Origin of the sequence: Microcoleus sp. K4-B3 (assembly GCF_036704615.1) — a bacterium.
Taxonomy (GTDB): Bacteria; Cyanobacteriota; Cyanobacteriia; order Cyanobacteriales; family Microcoleaceae; genus Microcoleus.
Genome location: NZ_JAUBSF010000019.1, coordinates 33,260 through 51,466, shown reverse-complemented (window position 1 = coordinate 51,466; position 18,207 = coordinate 33,260). Strand labels below are relative to the sequence as shown.

Annotated in this window: 19 protein-coding genes; 10 read left to right on the top strand and 9 right to left on the bottom strand. The window is 47.0% G+C overall.

The window, feature by feature from the left end; translation table 11 throughout:
• Window positions 1-14 precede the first annotated feature (14 nt).
• The 3 genes from QUA78_RS11530 to QUA78_RS11520 all read right to left on the bottom strand — a co-directional run bounded on the left by QUA78_RS11530 (window position 15) and on the right by QUA78_RS11520 (window position 3,329).
• Window positions 15-416, bottom strand: coding sequence for a hypothetical protein (locus QUA78_RS11530; RefSeq protein WP_333300672.1), 402 nt, complete (start codon window positions 414-416; stop codon window positions 15-17).
• A gap of 65 nt (window positions 417-481) precedes the next feature.
• Window positions 482-2,071 (bottom strand): serine hydrolase, encoded by a 1,590-nt coding sequence (locus tag QUA78_RS11525; RefSeq protein WP_333300670.1) that lies wholly within the window; start codon window positions 2,069-2,071, stop codon window positions 482-484.
• 298 nt (window positions 2,072-2,369) lie between these two features.
• Entirely contained in the window at window positions 2,370-3,329 is a 960-nt protein-coding gene (locus QUA78_RS11520) for an RNA methyltransferase (protein ID WP_333300668.1), read from the bottom strand.
• Between the two features lie 86 nt (window positions 3,330-3,415).
• On the opposite strand from QUA78_RS11520, the gene QUA78_RS11515 reads away from it, so the two are divergent.
• Window positions 3,416-3,571, top strand: a complete 156-nt coding sequence (locus QUA78_RS11515) for a DUF2256 domain-containing protein (protein WP_333300666.1) — start codon at window positions 3,416-3,418, stop codon at window positions 3,569-3,571.
• A 64-nt stretch (window positions 3,572-3,635) separates the two neighbouring features.
• Entirely contained in the window at window positions 3,636-4,571 is a 936-nt protein-coding gene (locus tag QUA78_RS11510) for an isoaspartyl peptidase/L-asparaginase (RefSeq protein ID WP_333300664.1), read from the top strand.
• A 204-nt stretch (window positions 4,572-4,775) separates the two neighbouring features.
• On the opposite strand, the gene QUA78_RS11505 is transcribed toward QUA78_RS11510, so the two are convergent.
• Window positions 4,776-5,018: a type II toxin-antitoxin system RelE/ParE family toxin gene (locus tag QUA78_RS11505; RefSeq protein WP_333300663.1), complete on the bottom strand. Its 243-nt coding sequence runs from the start codon at window positions 5,016-5,018 to the stop codon at window positions 4,776-4,778.
• Window positions 5,015-5,284 (bottom strand): type II toxin-antitoxin system ParD family antitoxin, encoded by a 270-nt coding sequence (locus tag QUA78_RS11500; protein ID WP_333300661.1) that lies wholly within the window; start codon window positions 5,282-5,284, stop codon window positions 5,015-5,017. Before QUA78_RS11500 ends, QUA78_RS11505 begins: the two co-directional genes overlap by 4 nt.
• Before the next feature lie 161 nt (window positions 5,285-5,445).
• Between QUA78_RS11500 and QUA78_RS32840 the strand changes: the two genes are divergently transcribed.
• Window positions 5,446-5,529 carry an IS1/IS1595 family N-terminal zinc-binding domain-containing protein gene (locus tag QUA78_RS32840; protein ID WP_445302338.1) on the top strand — a complete coding sequence of 28 codons (84 nt, stop codon included), beginning with the start codon at window positions 5,446-5,448 and terminating at the stop codon, window positions 5,527-5,529.
• Window positions 5,492-5,755: a hypothetical protein gene (locus tag QUA78_RS32835; protein WP_445302337.1), complete on the top strand. Its 264-nt coding sequence runs from the start codon at window positions 5,492-5,494 to the stop codon at window positions 5,753-5,755. Before QUA78_RS32840 ends, QUA78_RS32835 begins: the two co-directional genes overlap by 38 nt.
• 429 nt (window positions 5,756-6,184) lie before the next feature.
• Here QUA78_RS32835 and QUA78_RS11490 read toward each other — a convergent pair whose 3' ends face one another.
• Both QUA78_RS11490 and QUA78_RS11485 read right to left on the bottom strand, forming a co-directional pair.
• Complete coding sequence (locus QUA78_RS11490) at window positions 6,185-7,720, bottom strand: mechanosensitive ion channel family protein (protein WP_333300659.1); 1,536 nt, start codon at window positions 7,718-7,720, stop codon at window positions 6,185-6,187.
• Window positions 7,721-7,747: 27 nt separating this feature from the next.
• A complete protein-coding gene (locus QUA78_RS11485) occupies window positions 7,748-10,078 on the bottom strand; it encodes an adenylate/guanylate cyclase domain-containing protein (RefSeq protein WP_333300658.1) in 2,331 nt (776 codons plus the stop codon).
• Window positions 10,079-10,493: 415 nt separating this feature from the next.
• Here QUA78_RS11485 and QUA78_RS32830 point away from each other — a divergent pair, with 415 nt between their 5' ends.
• The 4 genes from QUA78_RS32830 (at window position 10,494) to QUA78_RS11470 (ending at window position 12,664) form a co-directional block, all read left to right on the top strand.
• The gene (locus tag QUA78_RS32830; protein ID WP_445302336.1) at window positions 10,494-10,595 is read left to right on the top strand and encodes an IS1/IS1595 family N-terminal zinc-binding domain-containing protein; all 102 of its coding nucleotides are present in this window, start codon (window positions 10,494-10,496) and stop codon (window positions 10,593-10,595) included.
• A gap of 139 nt (window positions 10,596-10,734) precedes the next feature.
• Window positions 10,735-11,034 (top strand): hypothetical protein, encoded by a 300-nt coding sequence (locus QUA78_RS11480; protein WP_333300656.1) that lies wholly within the window; start codon window positions 10,735-10,737, stop codon window positions 11,032-11,034.
• Window positions 11,000-11,374, top strand: coding sequence for a hypothetical protein (locus QUA78_RS11475; RefSeq protein ID WP_333300655.1), 375 nt, complete (start codon window positions 11,000-11,002; stop codon window positions 11,372-11,374). The genes QUA78_RS11480 and QUA78_RS11475 overlap by 35 nt, the downstream gene beginning before the upstream one ends.
• A 546-nt stretch (window positions 11,375-11,920) precedes the next feature.
• Window positions 11,921-12,664: a hypothetical protein gene (locus tag QUA78_RS11470; RefSeq protein WP_333300653.1), complete on the top strand. Its 744-nt coding sequence runs from the start codon at window positions 11,921-11,923 to the stop codon at window positions 12,662-12,664.
• A gap of 185 nt (window positions 12,665-12,849) precedes the next feature.
• On the opposite strand, the gene glmU is transcribed toward QUA78_RS11470, so the two are convergent.
• Entirely contained in the window at window positions 12,850-14,235 is a 1,386-nt protein-coding gene (gene glmU / locus QUA78_RS11465) for a bifunctional UDP-N-acetylglucosamine diphosphorylase/glucosamine-1-phosphate N-acetyltransferase GlmU (protein WP_333300715.1), read from the bottom strand.
• 492 nt (window positions 14,236-14,727) lie between these two features.
• Between glmU and QUA78_RS11460 the strand changes: the two genes are divergently transcribed.
• Both QUA78_RS11460 and QUA78_RS11455 read left to right on the top strand, forming a co-directional pair.
• On the top strand, window positions 14,728-15,729 hold the full coding sequence (locus QUA78_RS11460) for a hypothetical protein (RefSeq protein ID WP_333300652.1): 1,002 nt from the start codon (window positions 14,728-14,730) through the stop codon (window positions 15,727-15,729).
• Window positions 15,730-15,755: 26 nt separating this feature from the next.
• Window positions 15,756-16,589 carry a sulfurtransferase gene (locus QUA78_RS11455; protein ID WP_333300650.1) on the top strand — a complete coding sequence of 278 codons (834 nt, stop codon included), beginning with the start codon at window positions 15,756-15,758 and terminating at the stop codon, window positions 16,587-16,589.
• An 83-nt stretch (window positions 16,590-16,672) separates the two neighbouring features.
• Here QUA78_RS11455 and QUA78_RS11450 read toward each other — a convergent pair whose 3' ends face one another.
• Window positions 16,673-18,145: an MBOAT family protein gene (locus QUA78_RS11450; RefSeq protein WP_333300648.1), complete on the bottom strand. Its 1,473-nt coding sequence runs from the start codon at window positions 18,143-18,145 to the stop codon at window positions 16,673-16,675.
• Window positions 18,146-18,207: the final 62 nt, after the last annotated feature.

Genomic DNA, 18,207 nt, shown 5'->3' with positions numbered 1-18,207 from the left:
TGTCCCAAGCATTGCTAAATTCGGTTTGAGTTGCGAATTCGCCCATTGTAATCGACTGTCACCCTCCCATCTTGGGAAACCGTAACCACCGTTTCTACAGTATAGACAGAGGTACCGGGTTTGTACCCTTGAAAAGTAAAAGTCCAAGTTCCATCGCCATTGTCAACAAACGGCGATTCCTCAGAAGTACCGTGCATAGAAGCTTCAGCTCGATAGTTGCCTAAACCCCCATTAGCAATTTCTGCTGCTTGACGGGCTAAGTTTTTTGCCCGATTGAGTTCGATATTATTGTTAATCACTGTCACGCCGTCGGTTTCAGATTCAGGAACAGGATTAGCATTACTCAAAGTGGGGGAGACTCCAACGGCTAAAGTTGAGAGCGCTACCAAACAAGCAAGGCGGATGTTTAGTTTCATAATACAAACTGATTTATAGTTTGATAAAGTCTACAACACTTGCCCGAAAAAACCCGGTTGAATTTTCAATTTTTAATTTTCACTTGTGAATCGGCGGGCGTTTCCTCACCGTTCAAATAGCGGTAACTCATCCGAGAAATATCCCGAATCAATGTTTGAGCTGGCTTCTCCGTTTCCGGTGAATGCTTCACCATCACCGCCACCAAATAACGCTTACCGTTCGGCAAATCCACCATCCCCGCATCTGCAAGCATTGTTTCAATGTTGCCGGTTTTGTGAGCAATAATTGAACCTTCGCCTAAACCTTTCGGCAGCAAAGAAGCATTTTGAGTTTGGCGCATGATTTGCAAAATGCGATCGCGCGATTTCACCGATACCAAATTCCCCCGATCGATCTGGGCTATAATATTAATCAAATCCTGCGGACTGGTAGTATTAGTTCCCTCCAAATCCGGCAAATTATTGCGGAGAACCGTCGCCCTCAAACCCCAACTTGCAAAATGCTGATTCAAAACATCAGCACCTCCCAACAACTCAATCATCATATTTGTCGCCGTATTGTCGCTGACAACAATCATCTTTTGGGCAACTTCCAAAGCCGAATACTTCTTGCCTGGAGTGTCGTCTTGCATCTCCCCAGAACCGCCCACAATGTTTTCGGGCTTCAGCGTCAGCACCTGATCTAACTTCACTTTCCCCTCATCTACTGCTTGGAAAAAAGCTACTAAAATTGGTACTTTAATCGTGCTAGCTGAAGCAAAAGCAGTATCGCCGTTAAAATTTAGGTAGCTTCCAGTATCTAAATCGACTAGAAATACTCCGGCTGTCAAACTAGGATTTTCTGTTGCTAAAACCTGAACTTGCGTTTTCAAAGCGGCTAATTCTTGATTGAGTTGCAGCACTTCTCCGGTCACCGGTGCAGCAGATGCGCTGTCGCCTGCATCTGGGTTTTTTTGCCCTGTGGTGGTTTGTTCTTCTGCTGCTACAGACGATCGGCTCACAGCATTCACCACAGACAGCAGCGTCCCGCAAATCACCGCAATCCCAACTCCCAAAATCAGCAAGCGAGTAGCGTACACCAACGGTGGCACGCTCCGAGGTGCAGAGCGTTTGCCCGGTCTCTGGCTCGCTTGCGGACGCGGTTTCGACACAGGGGCTTTTTTGGTATTTGGCCGCGATCGCGTGTCTGGAATGCGAGCAGGAGGCTCCAGGGGCCGGCTTTCACGCGACTCCGGGGGAGTTGCAGTCCAAAGCTCCCTGTTGGGATTGCTGGCGATCGAACTGACAGTTTCCAGATTCGGGTCCGGAAAATCGAACATATCGACAGCAGCGAGGCCTTTTTTGCGTGGTTGGCGAGTCTTCGACTGCGGGATTTTGCTGGTTCTGGGTTTTCTCGGGTTAATGGCAGATCTGGGATCGGATAAAAAGTCTTGTGCAGTCAATTCTTCCGAAGGTGCCGGAGAATTGGCTCTAATTCTGCTGCCGCGGCTTGGTTGCGGTGGCAAAGTCGAAGGTTCTGGCGATCGTTCTCGAATTTCGGAATTGCCGTTTTGCGGTTGCGGAGGGCGGCGGCGACCCGAGTTGCCAGACTGACTTGCTTTGCCGGACTTAGGCTGCTTTGAGCCGGAGTTGGGAGAGGATATCGAGGATATCACCGATAATATCGATCCTTTGGAAAACCGCTCTGCCACGTCTTACTCCTTCATCACTACTGTAAAGTTCAAGTTTAAGATTTTTCAGCTTGCCAGCCAATCGATTTGGGATTTTAGATTTTAGATTTTAGATTTACCCCAAACGCTGCATGGTCTCAGAAACAGGGTTTATTACCCAGAAATTACCCCACAGCTTAGGTTTTTAGTCAAGAAACCCTGTTATGAAGGTGACAAGTAGGTGCAGGACTGTTCTCTGTGAAAAAAATCCTCAATCTCACATCCCCAATTATCAGCATTTCCCCTAGCGATCCGTTGGATTTTTTGGCAACGCCCCATCCAGAGTATCAGAAACTGTCTCTCGCGGGTAAGTTTTGATTGCCCATTCTGTTTGGCGGAGGACGCCCCGCAGCATGGCGACTTCATCAACTGTCGGATACGCCCTGTTGTACAAACGCCGAAATTTTTCCATCCGACTTGCTGCTGTGTGCTGCTGCAAATATCCAATTTCGAGTAACAGCGTTTCTAGTTGCTGGTAATATCCCTCTAAATTTTCCAAGGGAGCACTGGTGAGGGGAGGAGAGGAATTTTCTGTCTGGCTGGTTGCAAGTTGTTCTTGGTAACAAGTTGATAAATTATCTGTTGCATCGGGTATTGAAGAGGCAGAGCCTCTGGATATGCGTTCCCCGGCTGAGCCTGGGAACGAGGCATTTTCTTCTTCCTCCTTCTCTCTTCCTCCTTTTCTCTTCTTTCTTCCGACTGCCATCGGACTTCTTCCGACTTCCCGATACAGTTCGTAGCAGCAGATAGCGACTGCTTGGGCGAGATTTAGGGAAGTGTAGGCGTCACTGGAGGGAATGCGGATCAGGCGCTGAGCGCGGTTTAATTCGGCATTGGTCAAGCCGCAGTCTTCTCGGCCAAAAATTAGGGCGCTGGGGGCTTCTAGGAGCCAAGGCAAGGCGTCTGCGGGCTGTTCTAGCTGTGTTGGCAACGATCGACTATCGTCTCCTGTAGTCGCGATCGCTCTGACACACCCAACCAAAGCAGCCGGCAAACTATCAACTACTTTGGCAGTTTCCAATATATCGGCGGCGCGAACTGCCATCAGTCGGGCCTCTTCCCCTAAATAATCGCACTGGGGATTTACCAAAATTAATTGGTGCAAACCCATATTTTTCATGACGCGGGCCACAGAACCGACATTCAATGGGCCTGCGGGTTCTACTAAGACTATTCGGATTTTGGCGTCGGCCGTTTCGAGCATTTTTATTTGGGGAGGTGTTAGGCAGAAATTGGTTGTTTTGTTTGTTTTGATTAAAATTTAATCATTAATGTAATGTCCAAATTAGCATGGCAAAGCAGCGATCGAAATCTGATTTACCGACAAAAATGTGCCCTGTGTGCGATCGACCTTTTACTTGGCGCAAAAAATGGGCGGACTGCTGGGATGATGTCAAATACTGCTCCGAACGTTGTCGTCGCCGCCGTTTGGCCGCTCAAGATTAAGAATTTAGGGTAATTTGCTCGATCGAGGCTAAGATTGCAAAGGAAAAATTTTAGGTTAAAAAATATGGCATCGCAACAAGTGCAACCAAAGCTAGTTATTCACGGCGGTGCCGGCAGTTCTCTACACAGTAAAGGCGGAATTGAGGCGGTGCGGAAATCGCTTTACGATGTTTTGGAGGAAGTTTATCCGCTGCTGAAAGACGGTGCAAGTGCCGTAGATGCAGTGGTGCGGGGCTGCCAATTGTTGGAAGATGACCCGCGATTCAATGCCGGTACTGGTTCTGTGGTGCAGTCTGACGGTCAAATTCGGATGAGTGCTTCGCTGATGGACGGTTTGATGCAGCGTTTCAGCGGGGCGATTAATGTTTCTCGCGTTCAACATCCGATCGAACTTGCTCAATTTTTGCAGCATTCGGACGATCGAGTTCTCTCTGATTTTGGTTCGGCGGAATTGCTGCGAGAACTTCAATTGCCGATTTACGATCCGATGACGGATTTGCGCTTGCACGAGTGGATGCAGGAACGCCAAGGCAATTTTAGCAAAGCAATGGCTGACGTGGTGGCGGAACCGGCGGGTATGGGTACGATCGGAGTTGTAGCTTTGGATGTTCACGGACGCTTGGCTGCTGGGACTTCGACTGGTGGCAAGGGTTTTGAGCGCATCGGGCGGGTTAGCGACTCGGCGATGCCGGCGGGAAATTACGCGACTGGAAATGCGGCGGTAAGCTGTACGGGGATTGGCGAGCACATTATGGATGAGTGTTTGGCCCCGCGGATTGTGATTCGGGTAACGGATGGTTTGAGTTTGAAAGCTGCTTTTGAGCGTTCTTTTGCTGAAGCTGACGATCGTCAACGGGATTTTGGCGCAATTGGAATTGATGCTAGCGGTGCGATCGCTTTTGGCAAAACTAGCGAGGTGATTTTGGGTGCTTTTCACAACGGTATGGAAATGGGCGATACTTTGGAAATGAGCAAGGGAACGCTGATTTTTATTGCTTAAAAAGGGTTCTGGATCGGAATCACCGATCCCCGACTTTTCCAAAAAGTCGGGGATGTCGATCGGCGTTAGTTTTACTCATTCCTTTCTCACTTCTAGCAATATGGCGACATTTTCTGCAATCAGTGCTGAAAATGCGATCGTCCTATCCTTCATCCTAATCTGAAAAAAGAGATTCCAAGTCGCGGTATCCATTCACTAGGCGAACTACATCAATTCCCTCTTCTCTTGGGTAATTACAAACGATGTAATCATCGACAATAAATCCTCGCAAGCTGGGAGATAGCTGGCTATAATTTTACCCATATTAGGAAAATCCGCCGTGACTTTACATCGTTCTCGCATCCTATCAAAAAGCTTACTGGCAGCACTGTAATTATTGCCAGAAATATACTCGCAAATCTCATCTAAATCTTGAACTGCATCATCTGAGAAAGAATAGCTGCTCATAATCCAGACTCAGAAATTGAGCGAATTTTTTCCTGCAATCTGGCAAAAAATACTTCACCATCAGTCACTTTTCCTTGAGCAATTTGCTCAGTGCCGCTAGCAATTTTTTGTCTGAGTTCTGCCAGACGCAGGTGTTTCAGTGCACGATTTCTTTCTTCTAGCAGTTGCAATGCTTCGCTAATTAGTTCCTGAACGCTGTCATAGTTGCCACCTTGTAATTGCCAGAGCACGTAATTTTCCTGTTCTGGTGTTAGGGTAACATTCATTGTTTGGGCCCCTCTAAAAAACTTTAAATCAATTATACTGCAATAATTAATAGTGACCTTTTGTAAAGGATAAAGAAAAATCCGCGTCAGTGAATGTATAAGGCGGTAAGTAAATCATCAAACCCTATTTGTTGTGTCCCACCTGTGGGTGAGACGAGATTGTGAAAAACGGCACAACCCGATGGGGCAAGCAGAATTACAAATGTCGTGAACGTGGTCGTCAGTTTGTCGAATATCACCAATGAAAACCGAAGTCGAAGTGACAACAAAGCCATGATTGACCGTTTGTTGTTGGAGAAGAACCCTTTGGCTGGGATTGCCGGTTTGATGCAAGTTTCTGAAGCTTGGTTGCAACGCTACGTCAATGCTTTCGATCGACCCGTCCTTCAGCAAGTCGAAGTGACGAAACCTCAACCACGACTGAGGGTACAAATCGATGTCTGCGGTATATCGACAATGGGCGGTCTGTGACACGGATTTCTGGTCGCCCGATCTAGTTGCTTTACCTAGCAAGCGTCCGAAAAGCAGTGGGCAAGGAGACTGGAAAGACCAGCTATATTGAACGGTTTAACAACACACGTGGAGACAACGAGTGTCGCCCTTGGCGAGCAAAATATTGTCATTTTCTCGCTCGTTGGAAAACCACATTGGTGGGATTGGGGATTTTATCGATCGTCACAACGCATCGTTACGGGCTGCTGCTGCTGCCTAAAAACCTCGACTTTTCTTCATCCTTTACGAAATACCATTACCCAGAAATTAAAGTTGGGCCACTATCCTACAAACATTATTGTTGCGCGTCTTGTACAGCTTTTTTATTAATGCTTGAAGATTCATATCAAGTCCGTAGGCGATCGCTGTCCTCTTTACATTGACCCTAAAAAATGACAGTTGATTTGGTTAAGTGTTGTTTTTTGAAAGTGTTATATCTGAGTGCGATCGCAACTCTTCTTCTAGCTGACTTTGAGTAGAGCGTTTCTCATGACGATTAGTCCGTTGCGCTACATTAATGGCGTGTCTTCGCATCTCTATTACCTGAGCAATTTCACGCGATAAGGTAGGTTGTCGTTCGATCAGGGAATTGACTGCATCTGCGTCGATCGCCATCACCTCCATATCCTCCACCGCCGTAATCGATACCGGGCTTGGTTCCCGACTGAACAGCGCCATTACTCCAAAGAACTCGCCCCGCGACAGCTTGACAATCTCCAGTTCTTCACCTGCATCATTCAAGACTGTCATTACCGCCTCCCCCGCAATAATGATGTACATAGAGAAAACGCGGTTGCCTTGCCGGATAGCGGTTTCTCCTGTGCCAAAATGCTCTACTATTGTTCCCTTCGTCAGTTCATCTAAACTACTTGGCTCCTTAGTAATTGGGATCAAAGCAGGAATGGAGGAAAATCCTTGACTCAACTTGCTTGCGGTACTCTCTGTCTTGCTAGCGGCAGACTCCACGGCACGTTCGTATTGGTAGTGATGGAGTGTGAGATTGTTGCGCCGTGCTGCATACCAAATGCGTGTCATAAATTCGTTTTGCGCTGACCCAAGCTGTTGATAATCTTTGACGAAGAATCCTACTTTATAGGTAATCACAAAGTCATCGTAAGATATCGTTTGAGCATCGGGCTCGGGTTCTGCTAAGATTCCCGGAACAGATAAGGCGGTATTGAAAAGGACTTGCCTCACGACATTGGGAGGATTGTCGTAGGAGAAGCCAACTGTAATGCTTCCAACATAAATCCGATCGGGTGCGGTGTAATTACAAATCACTTCCTTTCCCAATATCTGATGCGGAACGATGAATACTTGGCGATCCTCCGTCAGCAAGCGAACTGCCCGCCAGTTCATGTCAATCACCTGACCTTCAGCGTCCCCCACCTTGAGCCAATCCCCGATATTAAACGGACGCTCAAATAACAGCATAATTCCCGTCAAGATGCTGCCCAACGGGTCTTGCAGTGCTAAACCCAGAACGATCGAAGTAACACCCAATGCAGTGGCAAGCCCTGCCAAGTCAGCCCCCCAAACTTGTGACAGGACGATCGCCCCGCCGATCAGAATGGACACAACCCGGCAAAGGTCAACCAGTAGTTTGGGCATCCGTCCCCGCCAAGTGTCCGCTTCTGCCTGCTCGAACAACAATGCGTTAATCAGAGAGAGAGCCGCGTTGATCACACATATCCAAAACAGCGTTTGGATAACTTTAACCAGCGTTGCTTGCGGATCTAACCTGAAGACTTCTCGAACAAAAATCATTAACGCAAAAGATGGCAAGACGAGGTTTTTCACCGTCCGCAGGGTGGATGCCAGGGGATTTTTCTGCCGTTTTAATCGCTGAATCACCTCTCCAAAGAGAATCACGAGCAGTGGAAACCCAATGCCTAAAACGATTACCCAGATCAACCAAGGTTCTTGCCAGTTCAAGTTACCCATCTGAAAACATCTCCAAGTACACACGGTTTACTCGATTCCTTCACTCTCGTTTTGTGGTTTGACGAGGGCTTCATCTCGCAATTTTGTTGCCTCATCGTCAGAGGAGTTCAAAGTAGCGATCGCTCCCTCACCCGATCGATCTGGCAATTTCGCCAACACAGCACCGTTGCCCCCAACAGTTGTCGCAGTTTGAGCCGCGTAAGAATTATTTGATTGTTCCGAGCGATCGTCAGTGGCTAGGCGGTTGTATCGCAGTTCCCAAGCGATCAGCGGTGGCTTGTCTATTTCCGCGACGATTTCAACTTGCTCGAACTCGTAGAGGTCAGACAAGCGCTCGCGGACATATTCGGAAACCAAAATGCTTCCGGGCGGACAAGCAGCCTTTAGCCGGTGGGCAATGTTGACCGTCTCGCCCCAAACGTCATAGACGTAACGGCTCTTGCCCACAATACCTGAAATCAAATCCCCCATATTGATCCCAATTCGCAGATCCAAGTTCAAGCCGCGTTCGTAGTTGAAGCGACGCACGTGGGCCAGCATTTCCAAGGCACAATCGATCGCCCGCTTGTCGCTATCGAGGCGAGAAACAGATAGTCCGCAGACTGCCATGTATCCATCGCCCATTGTTTTAATTTTCTCTAGACCGTGTTTGTCTGCCAGGTCATCGAAGGCATCGACCAACTCATCCAGCAGCAAAACTACCTGTTCAGGACTTAATGATTCAAACAGCTTGCTAAAGCGGTGCAGATCCGTAAACAAAATGCTGACACCGGAAAAGGGGTCAGCGATGACACCCTCTCCCTGTTTGATCCGCTTGGCAATCTTAGCAGGCAGCAGCAGGTCAATCAGACCTTGGTTCTCAGCGTTTTGCTGTTCGACCTGTCGGATGTGGCTTCGCAGCGCGTAAACCCTCTCGTTGAACGACCTTTCCAAATCGCCAAATTCATCCCGCGTTCCCGATTCCACCATCGAATTTCCGTCGCCAGCCTCGATCTTTTTCGTGCTGGCGATCATGCGATCGATCGGCGAGACAAACAGCCTTGCCAACCACATCGCCACTAGGGTGACAATAACCACGATCACAGCGGCTGCAACTATTACCTCTCGTTGAAATGTGCCGATCGGAGCGAAGGCTTCACTGATATCTATTTCTGCGGCGATCGCCCATCGCAACCCATCGACTTCTACCGGTGCATAGGCACCCAGCACGTCGCTGCCCCGATAATCCTTGTTGCGCAGCAGCACGGATTTGCCAAACAATGCCTGGTTCACACCCTCAACATTGGCAGGCAAAAACAGAATCGTCGTGTCAATGTCGCGGATTTTTTTGACGCTTGATTCAGGCAACCCGCTCTCGGAGAGCGATTTTATAAACTTCTCTCGATCTTCTATCAAGAATCGCGATTTCGATCGCATCAGTTTATCTTGCCCCACCAGATAAGTTTCCCCGGTGTCGCCCAATCCATTCTCCTTCCATTTGCCGTAGCCATTAACCACGTCGCTGAGCCGATCTGCTGGAAGCTGGAACGCCAACACGCCAATCATCTGGGCTCCATCAAAAATGGGGGAGGCGATAAAAGCCGATGGCACATTGTAAGAATAGATGTAAGGTTGGAAATCAACGATTTTGACGAAAGCCGTGCTATTAGAGCTGCGAGAATCTTTAAACGCCTGGACAAAGTTACTATCAGCAACCGGCCCTTTAAGCAGGTTAGAGCCGAAGTCACCCTCGTTAGAAAGCAGGTAAACGACATTCCCACTCAAATCAAGCAGGTACATATCGTAGTAACCGAAGCGTTCGGCGATGTTGGCGAACTTGGGGTTGTAGCGAAGGTTAACGCGGGTGTAGCTACTGCCATCTTTTGGGTCATCTAGCTTGCTCTTCTCACCAATTGGATAGGGGTTATTGGCAAGGTAGTGATACTGGAGGTAACGGGCGGCAGGGCTTTTAGGTAGGAAGGTTTCGGGAACCGGCGGAGCCTCCATCGTCTTTTTGAGCCGTGGAACATACTCATTGCGGTAGAACTGATCGATCTTGTCATCATACGCCTTGGGTACGTTCACCGTAGCGAGTTCATCAAAAGCCTGCTTGTACTCCTTCATGGCATTGATGAACATATCATCATCACTGAGCGTCTGGGTGTGCTGAACCAGAAATTTAAAATATCGCTCGACTTCCTGACCTCTGATACCCCGGAGACTCGTTAACTGGTTAAATACCCGCTGTTCGAGGAGCTTTTGCCCAGCACTGGAGCAAATAAAGGTACTTGCCAACATCGAGCAAAGGCTGACTACCAGCAGCATGATGATGAGCTTGGTACGGACACTGAATCGATTGAGCTGATTTAGCGATTTCATAAAAATACTTTTGCTAGTTCCAGTATCAGAGACTGAAAACAACTTGTATTCCAGTTGCTTTTTGGGTCTTGTAAGTGATCCCCTAGTATACCTTTTCTTGAATCATAAGACTAAATGGCACGATCGCTTAAAGTTTATCTTGTGGCGATTGCTGTCCGATCTTTCAACTATCGCATTTAATTTTTCGGCTAAATATGCCTGACACGCTTCTTAAGTTTCTGGGATAAATTAATCGCCGTCTAACAATCCCAAAAATAGACGCTATGTATCCAGCTCAAGTAAGTTGGGTTGCACTTACGCTGGGTAGTAAAATTTTGTAAAGGATATACAAAAATCAGCGTCAGTGAAGGTACAAGGCGGTAAGTAAATCATCAAACCCTATTTGTCATGTTTCAACTGTGGGTCAGACGAGATTGTGAAAAACGGCACAACCCGACGGGGCAAGCACAATTACAAATGTCGTGAACGTGGTCGTCAGTTTGTCGAAGATCCGCAATGGAAACCGAAGTTGAAATGACAACAAAGCCATGATTGACCGTTTGTTGTTGGAGAAGAGGCCCTGGGCTGCGATTGCCAGTTTGATGCAAGTTTCTCAAGCTTAGTTGCAACGCTACGTCAATGCTTTCGAGCGACCTGTCCTTCAGCAAGTCAAAGTGATGACGAAACCTCAACAACGACTGAGGGTACAAATCGATGAATTATGGTCGTTTGTGGACGATCGAGGCAATCTACAGTGGGTGTGGTTAGCGATCGATCTCCGAACTCTCGAAATCGTGGGTTGCCACATCGGGAAGCGCGCTGGGGACTCGGCGAAAGCGTTCTGGGATTCCTGGTCTGCGGTAGAGCGACCATGGGCGGTCTGTGACACGGATTTCTGGTCGCCCGATGTAGTTCCTTTACCTAGCAAGCGTCCGAAAAGCTGTGGGCAAGGAGACTGGAAAGACCAGCTATATTGAACGGTTTAACAACACACGTGGAGACAACGAGTGTCACCCTTGGCGAGCAAAATATTGTCATTTTTTCGCTCGTGGGAAAGCTACATTGGTGGGATTGGGGATTTTATCGATCGTCACAACGCATCGTTACGGGCTGCTGCTACTGCTTCCTAAAAACCTCGACTTTTATCCATCCTTTACGAAATACCACTACCAAATGTACCTCTTTGATAAGACTTGTGGCAAAATGACCATTAAACGATGGGGTTTGTCGCTTAATGATGTTACCGAATGCTCAACTCGCGAGATTCGTGCGGTAGAATTAGACGAAATAGCAGATAGCGAGGGAAATCGTAGCTAATATGTTGATTTGTGGATGTTGGGGGGCGATCGCATATGTTTAAGAAGCCATTCACTAACAGAACAATACAAAATGGCTGACTTGATTCGCAGCTATATCTCTACCCGCGATCGTCGCACGCTTAGCAATATATTTGCCGTGCAAGTCCGTGAACTGTAGCTATCCCGTAGGGAATCGCCCAAATCAATAACTAACGATAATTAGGTAGGCACAAATAAATTTTACAATGTAACAGAATGTAAACCTGGTTTCACCTTTGCGATTACTTTCCTTCGGCTCGCGAAAGCTAATGTTTGACTCGCAATAACATAATTAATAACTTTTTAAGATTCATCTACTTTAAATCACGGAAAGCTATCTCAAACCCAGCCGCAAGTAAACTCGCGACATTTGTTGTTCCCGAGATATTTTAGTGCTAATCTATTAGCAAAATAAAAGGGGTCACGGCAAAGGACGACTTCAAATAATATATAAGTTAACAATTCGGCGGCTCGGGGTCAGGAAGTCGATCTGTAGCATCATTTTTGGAATCAAAAGGTGAGATAAATGAAAATAATTAAGCAAACAGCAACTGAATTAAGAATTCAGACTCAAAGCATATTTGATTTTTGGCTCCCTAGTTGTTTATTAATGACATTGGGACTGATATCGCTGACTTTTGACTATCATGCAGCAACCCTGAGCTGCCAGCGATTGCAGGCCAAACAAGGAAATTGCCAGATTGTGCGATCGAATTTACTGGGGTCGAACATCAAAGAAATTCAGGTTACTTCTTTGCGGGGAGCTAAAGTTCAAAGATGCGGCTATAAAAGCAGAGTTGTACTTTTGACCTCTGTTGGCAATGTTCCTTTCACTGCTAACTCCACTAACTGGGGGAACCAAGACGCTGTTGCTTCTGACATCAATTTTTTTGTTAAAAATGCAAAGCATCCATTGCTGCGCTTAAGCCAAGACGAGCGCTGGTTGGGATGGACAGGAGGCATATTTTTGCTGGCAGCACTCGCAGCGATAGTCTTGAGAAATAATGAAACCTACAGTTTCGATGGAACTTTTAAAACCTTGACTGTTAAACAGCGGGGTTTGTTGGCACGTAAAGTAATTCAATACTCTCTGTGCGAGATTTATGGCGTGGAAGTCGATCGAACAAAAGATCGGGATAATGACACTTGGTACGAAGTCAGACTTTTAGTTTGTGGAGGAGCGCGCATATCCCTGCCCCACACTATGAGTCCCTACGAGCAAGAAAAAATCGCTAAAGCGATTAACAACTATCTGCACCAGCAAAAATAACAAAACATAGCCGAAGGCGAGAAACCGGATTTCTCAAGCTTGCGGACTTACACATAAACCGGGTTTTTTACCAAAATCTTTGGTATAGCGCCATCGCTCGTGTTATAAAAACCCGGTTTCTTTGGTATCGACTGCGCAAGTCCCGATGCGGGTGGAAACTCATCATCAAAAAAGTGAACGATTGTTCACTTTTTAGGTTCTTTTAACTTCCAACCTGGTTTGACAACTTGCCGGGAACGGGCAATTACTAAACAGTCATTCGACACATCTTCCGTCACCACAGAACCCGCCGCTACAGTAACATCTTCGCCCAAAGTTATCGGTGCAACCAGCACGCTGTTAGAACCGATTTTAGTTCGATCGCCTATTTGAGTTTTGTGCTTGTTTTTTCCATCGTAATTTGCCGTAATTGTCCCAGCACCGATGTTGACTTTTTCTCCCAAAGTCGCGTCGCCTAAATAAGACAAGTGAGCGACATTACTTCGATCGCCGATTTGAGTATTTTTCAATTCTACAAAATTGCCGACGCGGCAGTTGGCCCCAATTTCTGCGTGTCCCCGCAAGTGTGCGTAAGGGCCAATTCGCGAATTTTTCGCCACAATACTGTCAGAAACCACCGAATAAAGCACAGTCACATTTTCCCCAATTTGACTGTTTTCGATCAAACTGCCGGGGCCGATGCGACTCCCAGAGGCGATGGAAGTGTTTCCCCGCAAGTGAGTTTGCGGTTCAATTACCACATCCGGCTGCAACTCTACAGTATCGTCGATCGTAATGCTGTTGGGATCGAGCAGCGTCACTCCCGCCGTCATCCACTTGTCCTTTACCCGCGTTTGCAAAATATCGCAAGCTGTGGCTAAATGTTTGCGATCGTTAATTCCCAATATTTCTTGATAATCTTCGACATCCACCGCCATCACCGGAGCGAGGAAATTTACCGTATCAGTTAGGTAATATTCTTTTTGGTCATTGTCTGCCTTCAACTCTGGCAAAATTTTCTCTAGATCCGGCCAGTGAAAGCAGTAAACACCTGCATTAATTCGGTGGTTTTGCTTTTGAGCTTGTGTGCAGTCGCGGTCTTCGACAATTTGCTGGACTAAATTTTGATTGTCGGTAAATACTCGCCCGTACCCTTGAGGATTCGGCAAATTAGCTGTCAATAAAGTAGCAGAGTTTTGGTGCTGTTTGTGAATTGCCATCAATTGTTTGATAGTTTCTGCCCTCAGCAAAGGTACATCCCCATTTAAGACCAGCAAATCTCCTTTAAAGCCCTCTAAGTGAGGTAGCAATTGTTGGATGGCGTGACCTGTTCCCAATTGTTCGGTTTGTTCGACAAATTCTAGGGGAGGAGATTGAGGATTGTCCGGTATTTCTTTACCACCCATCAAAGCTTCTTTCACGAGTTCGCCTCGATAACCGACGATGACAATTCGCCGGGAAATTTGAATTTCTTGACAACTTTGGAGGACTCGCTCAACTAGCGTTCGACCGCCCAATTCGTGTAGAACTTTGGGCAAGTCTGATTTCATGCGCGTGCCGCGTCCAGCAGCTAAAATTGCTATTGCTACCATTGTGCGATCGACTTTTTTGCTATAAAAACTTGAATATTGACTAACTGATGATATCACTCGCTGTCCGTCGAGGGCACTGCGATCGCACAATTTTTTAATCTCAAATCTCGAATCCGGGCGATCGAGGTTTTTTCTAGCCGGATGTCGGTTTGAGGGGCGATGCTTGCGGTTCGGCTTAACGCCGTTGCGGTATCTGGACTTGCGCGGCCGGTATCAATTACCAGGTTAAAGCAGCGGTATTGGGCGGCCGGGCGGGAGGACTGAAGTGCTTACTAGAAACCTGAGTTCGTTTCCTAGTAAGGAATGCAAGTCTTTTCCCAAGGGATGGGAGGGGGAGCGAAAGTGATAATTTCCATCTTTGGGCTTGGATTTGCCGCGATACATTATACTATTTGTTGAATTTCAGTTAGGGTGTTTTCAACTTTAAAAAAACTATTTCTGACTTTTTCATTCCTTCTGCCTTCTACCTTCTGCACTATCAGGTGTCCAGCTATGACAGAGCTTAATTTTCAGGAACTTGCCAAGCAGGGAAATCTCGCCACTGCGATCGCATCTTGGCTCAACAGCCAGTTGCAATCTGAAGGCATAACAGCCTCCGCGAATCTCGACGGCGACTGTTTGGATGTAATTCTTGAGGCCGAGCAGGTACCGATAGAAGATACGTTAGTTGATTTTGTCCGCACCGAGCTGACGAATTTGCAGCCGGATTCGATTCGCAAAGTGAAGGTTGAGGGCCGAGAAAGAGGTCAGATAGCTGCTGCTTGGAGTCAAGAGTTTAGTTTGGAGAACAGCAACTTTGAAGGACACAGCTTTGGGGAAGAATCGGCGCCAAATACTGGGGTTGCTAATATAGAGGATCGCATAGAAATGGAGAGTAATATTGAAGAGGAGAAACAGCCGGAACTTGCTGCATTTGAGAACCGGCTGCGATCGACTTTCATTGTAGTTGGGCTGGTGACGGGTATGTTGGCGATCGCCGTGGTGGCGTTTGTCGGTAAGATTTTGAACCAGCCTGCTGCAACTGCGGGGAATAATCCCGATGAAACAGCAGATTTAGCAACTGCACCAGATACTTTTCGAGAAGCCGTTAACAGCGCACTCAAAGCAGCAGAATTGGGGCGATCGGCAAAAACCAAGGAAGATTGGACGACAGTGACCGATCGCTGGCAAGAAGCGGTCTCATTAATGAGAAGAGTACCGGTGTCTAGCCCCAACCATCAACTAGCTCAAGCAAAAGTGATCGAGTATCAGAAATATCTGCTTTACGCTCAAGAAGCAGCAGTAAATCCCCCTCCGCCAACTCCAACTCCGACACCAGCCGAAAAAGTACCTTTGGATAAAGCAACTCCTAAAAAATCCAATTCGCAAAAAGAAACTTCGGATAAAGCAACTCCTAAAAAATCCAATTCAGAAAAAAGAGCTTCGGAGAAAGCAACTTCTAAGAAATCTCCTCCCGACCAAGCAGAACCAGAGAAAAAATCTCCTTCCCGATAGATGTTAAAACAGAGATTTGAAAAACTATGACTGACAACACTTTAATCGTTTCTCCTGAATGGTTAGCCACCAATACCGACAATCCGCAAGTTGTAATTATTGACTGTCGGTTTGCCCTCGCCGACCCTGAATTGGGACAAAAACAATATCAAGAAAGTCACATTCCCGGAGCTTTCTATTTAGATTTAAACCGCGACCTCGCGAGTTCAGTTGGCAAACACGGCGGCAGACATCCGCTGCCAAATATTGAAGAATTAGCTGATAAATTGAGCGCGATCGGCATTAATTCAGCAGAAACTTTAGTCGTCGCTTATGACGATTCGCGGCTGGCTTTTGCGGCTCGTTTGTGGTGGCTGCTGCGATATATGGGACACAGCAAAGTCGCTTTGTTAGACGGCGGTTTCAGCGCCTGGAAAGCGGCGGGATATCCGGTAACAAATACTTTGCCAGAACCCCGCGAGGGTAACTTTGTTGCCCAATTGCAGCAGGATTTGGCGGTAAATATTGACGCCGTGAAAGAGCGCAAAGACTTGCCGGGAAAGGTTTTGGTTGATTCGCGAGAAAGCGAGAGATATGAAGGTTTGCGGGAGCCGATCGACCCAATTGCAGGTCACATTCCGGGTGCGGTTAACTATCCTTGGCAAGGGGTGACGGATGAAACTGGAAAAGTGCGATCGACCTCCGAACAAAAACAGCGGTGGGTGGAAGTAGAAAAAGCGGACGAAGTTATTGTTTACTGCGGTTCTGGGGTGACAGCTTGCGTCAATTTACTGTCTTTAGAAATCGCCGAAATTCCCGATGCTAAACTTTATGTCGGTAGCTGGAGCGACTGGTGTTCTTATACCAATTCTGAAAATTAGCATCTGTAGGGACACGGCAATGCCGTGTCCCTACTTTTAATAATTGGTATAAGATTGATGATTGTAGGAAATCAAAGAATACCCTAAAAATCAAAATAAATATAAGGCAAACCGCCTTCGGGAGCCAACACCCAAACCGCATACAAACAAAGCGGTACTAACACCAATTTCATCGGCCAATTTAACTCCAATTTCAAACCCCGACTCAACGCATAATTCCCCAGCATTGCCGCAGCTAAAGCCGCCAACATCCAAGTTAAATGCACTCTTTCCAAACCCAAAGCTTCCACATAAACTTTCTCTGCAAACTGCACGTCAGCAGTGTGTCCCCACAAATGCGAAATCGCCCATCCAGAATCCTTTAAATCCGGAAGGCGGAAAAATATCCAACTACCAAAAACCATCGCCTGAGTCAACAGCCAACCGATCGCAATCCCGATCGGATTTTCCCACAAAAACTCAATCCGCAACCGCTTAAACACCACATCAGTCAGCCGGTGAACCGCCAAAGCCAAACCGTGCAAACCTCCCCACACAATAAATCCCCAAGCCGCCCCGTGCCAAATTCCCGCAATTAACATGACGATCGACAAATTCAGACAAGTTCGCCACAAACCGACTCGCGAACCCCCCAAAGGAAAATACAAATAATTGCGCAACCAATCGCCTAAAGTCATGTGCCAGCGCCGCCAAAAATCGGCTATGCTGGCACTAAAATAAGGGAAATCAAAATTGGGTGGCAAATACCAACCCAGCAGCAAAGCTGTACCGCGCGCCATGTCAACATAGCCGCTAAAATCGAGATAAAGTTGCAGCCCGTAAGCAAAAATCGCCAGCCACAAATCCTCGCTACCCGCCCGCTGCAAATTGGTAAAACTTAAATCGACATAAATTCCCAAGTTATCTGCGAAAAGACCTTTTTTTACTGCACCGAAGGCGATCGTCCAAAGTGCCTCAGAAAGGCGATCTGGCGTCGGAAATTTCTGGGTTTTCAGTTGATAGATCAAGTTGTGATACCGAGTAATCGGACCGGAAATCAGTTTTGGAAAAAACAACTTGTAAGCAGCAAAGTGCAGCAGCGAAGTAGCAGCAGGTGCGCCTCGGTACACGTCAATCAAATAAGCAATGCACTCAAAGCAAAAGAAACTCAATCCCAGGGGTGCGATGACGTGACTTTTCACCCAGTCAGCACCGTCGAGAGCAAAAGGCCAATTTAACAAAGTGCCGATCGAACTCAATAAAAAAGGCACATACTTAAAGCCCAGAAGCAGCAAAACATTCAGGCAAATTCCTATCCACAGCAGCAACAAACGGCGGCGGTTCCAAGATTCATTAGCAATGCGCCAATCCAGAGGTTCCCCAATCGCCATCGCCAAGCAGTAATTAAACAGAATGCCGACTAACAGCAGAGGAATATACCAAATTTGCAGCGAAGCGTAAAAAATCAGACTACCGGCCAGCATGATGAACAGCCGCCCCCACCGTACCGGAACCAACCAGTAAGCCGCAAATAAAACTAGCAGAAACAGGGCATATTGAAGGGAGATGAAAGTCATACCATTTTAGATTTTAGATTTTAGATTTTAGATTTTAGAATTGGCAATGGCTGATTTTGTAT

Bases quoted from the DNA above. Each gene is read 5' to 3' on its own strand.
- QUA78_RS11530 (WP_333300672.1), bottom strand. From the start codon at position 416: ATGAAACTAAACATCCGCCTTGCTTGTTTGGTAGCGCTCTCAACTTTA.
- QUA78_RS11520 (WP_333300668.1), bottom strand. From the start codon at position 3,329: ATGCTCGAAACGGCCGACGCCAAAATCCGAATAGTCTTAGTAGAACCC.
- QUA78_RS11515 (WP_333300666.1), top strand. From the start codon at position 3,416: ATGGCAAAGCAGCGATCGAAATCTGATTTACCGACAAAAATGTGCCCT.
- QUA78_RS11510 (WP_333300664.1), top strand. From the start codon at position 3,636: ATGGCATCGCAACAAGTGCAACCAAAGCTAGTTATTCACGGCGGTGCC.
- QUA78_RS11505 (WP_333300663.1), bottom strand. From the start codon at position 5,018: ATGAGCAGCTATTCTTTCTCAGATGATGCAGTTCAAGATTTAGATGAG.
- QUA78_RS11500 (WP_333300661.1), bottom strand. From the start codon at position 5,284: ATGAATGTTACCCTAACACCAGAACAGGAAAATTACGTGCTCTGGCAA.
- QUA78_RS11490 (WP_333300659.1), bottom strand. From the start codon at position 7,720: ATGGGTAACTTGAACTGGCAAGAACCTTGGTTGATCTGGGTAATCGTT.
- QUA78_RS11485 (WP_333300658.1), bottom strand. From the start codon at position 10,078: ATGAAATCGCTAAATCAGCTCAATCGATTCAGTGTCCGTACCAAGCTC.
- QUA78_RS11480 (WP_333300656.1), top strand. From the start codon at position 10,735: ATGACGAAACCTCAACAACGACTGAGGGTACAAATCGATGAATTATGG.
- QUA78_RS11470 (WP_333300653.1), top strand. From the start codon at position 11,921: ATGAAAATAATTAAGCAAACAGCAACTGAATTAAGAATTCAGACTCAA.
- glmU (WP_333300715.1), bottom strand. From the start codon at position 14,235: ATGGTAGCAATAGCAATTTTAGCTGCTGGACGCGGCACGCGCATGAAA.
- QUA78_RS11460 (WP_333300652.1), top strand. From the start codon at position 14,728: ATGACAGAGCTTAATTTTCAGGAACTTGCCAAGCAGGGAAATCTCGCC.
- QUA78_RS11455 (WP_333300650.1), top strand. From the start codon at position 15,756: ATGACTGACAACACTTTAATCGTTTCTCCTGAATGGTTAGCCACCAAT.
- QUA78_RS11450 (WP_333300648.1), bottom strand. From the start codon at position 18,145: ATGACTTTCATCTCCCTTCAATATGCCCTGTTTCTGCTAGTTTTATTT.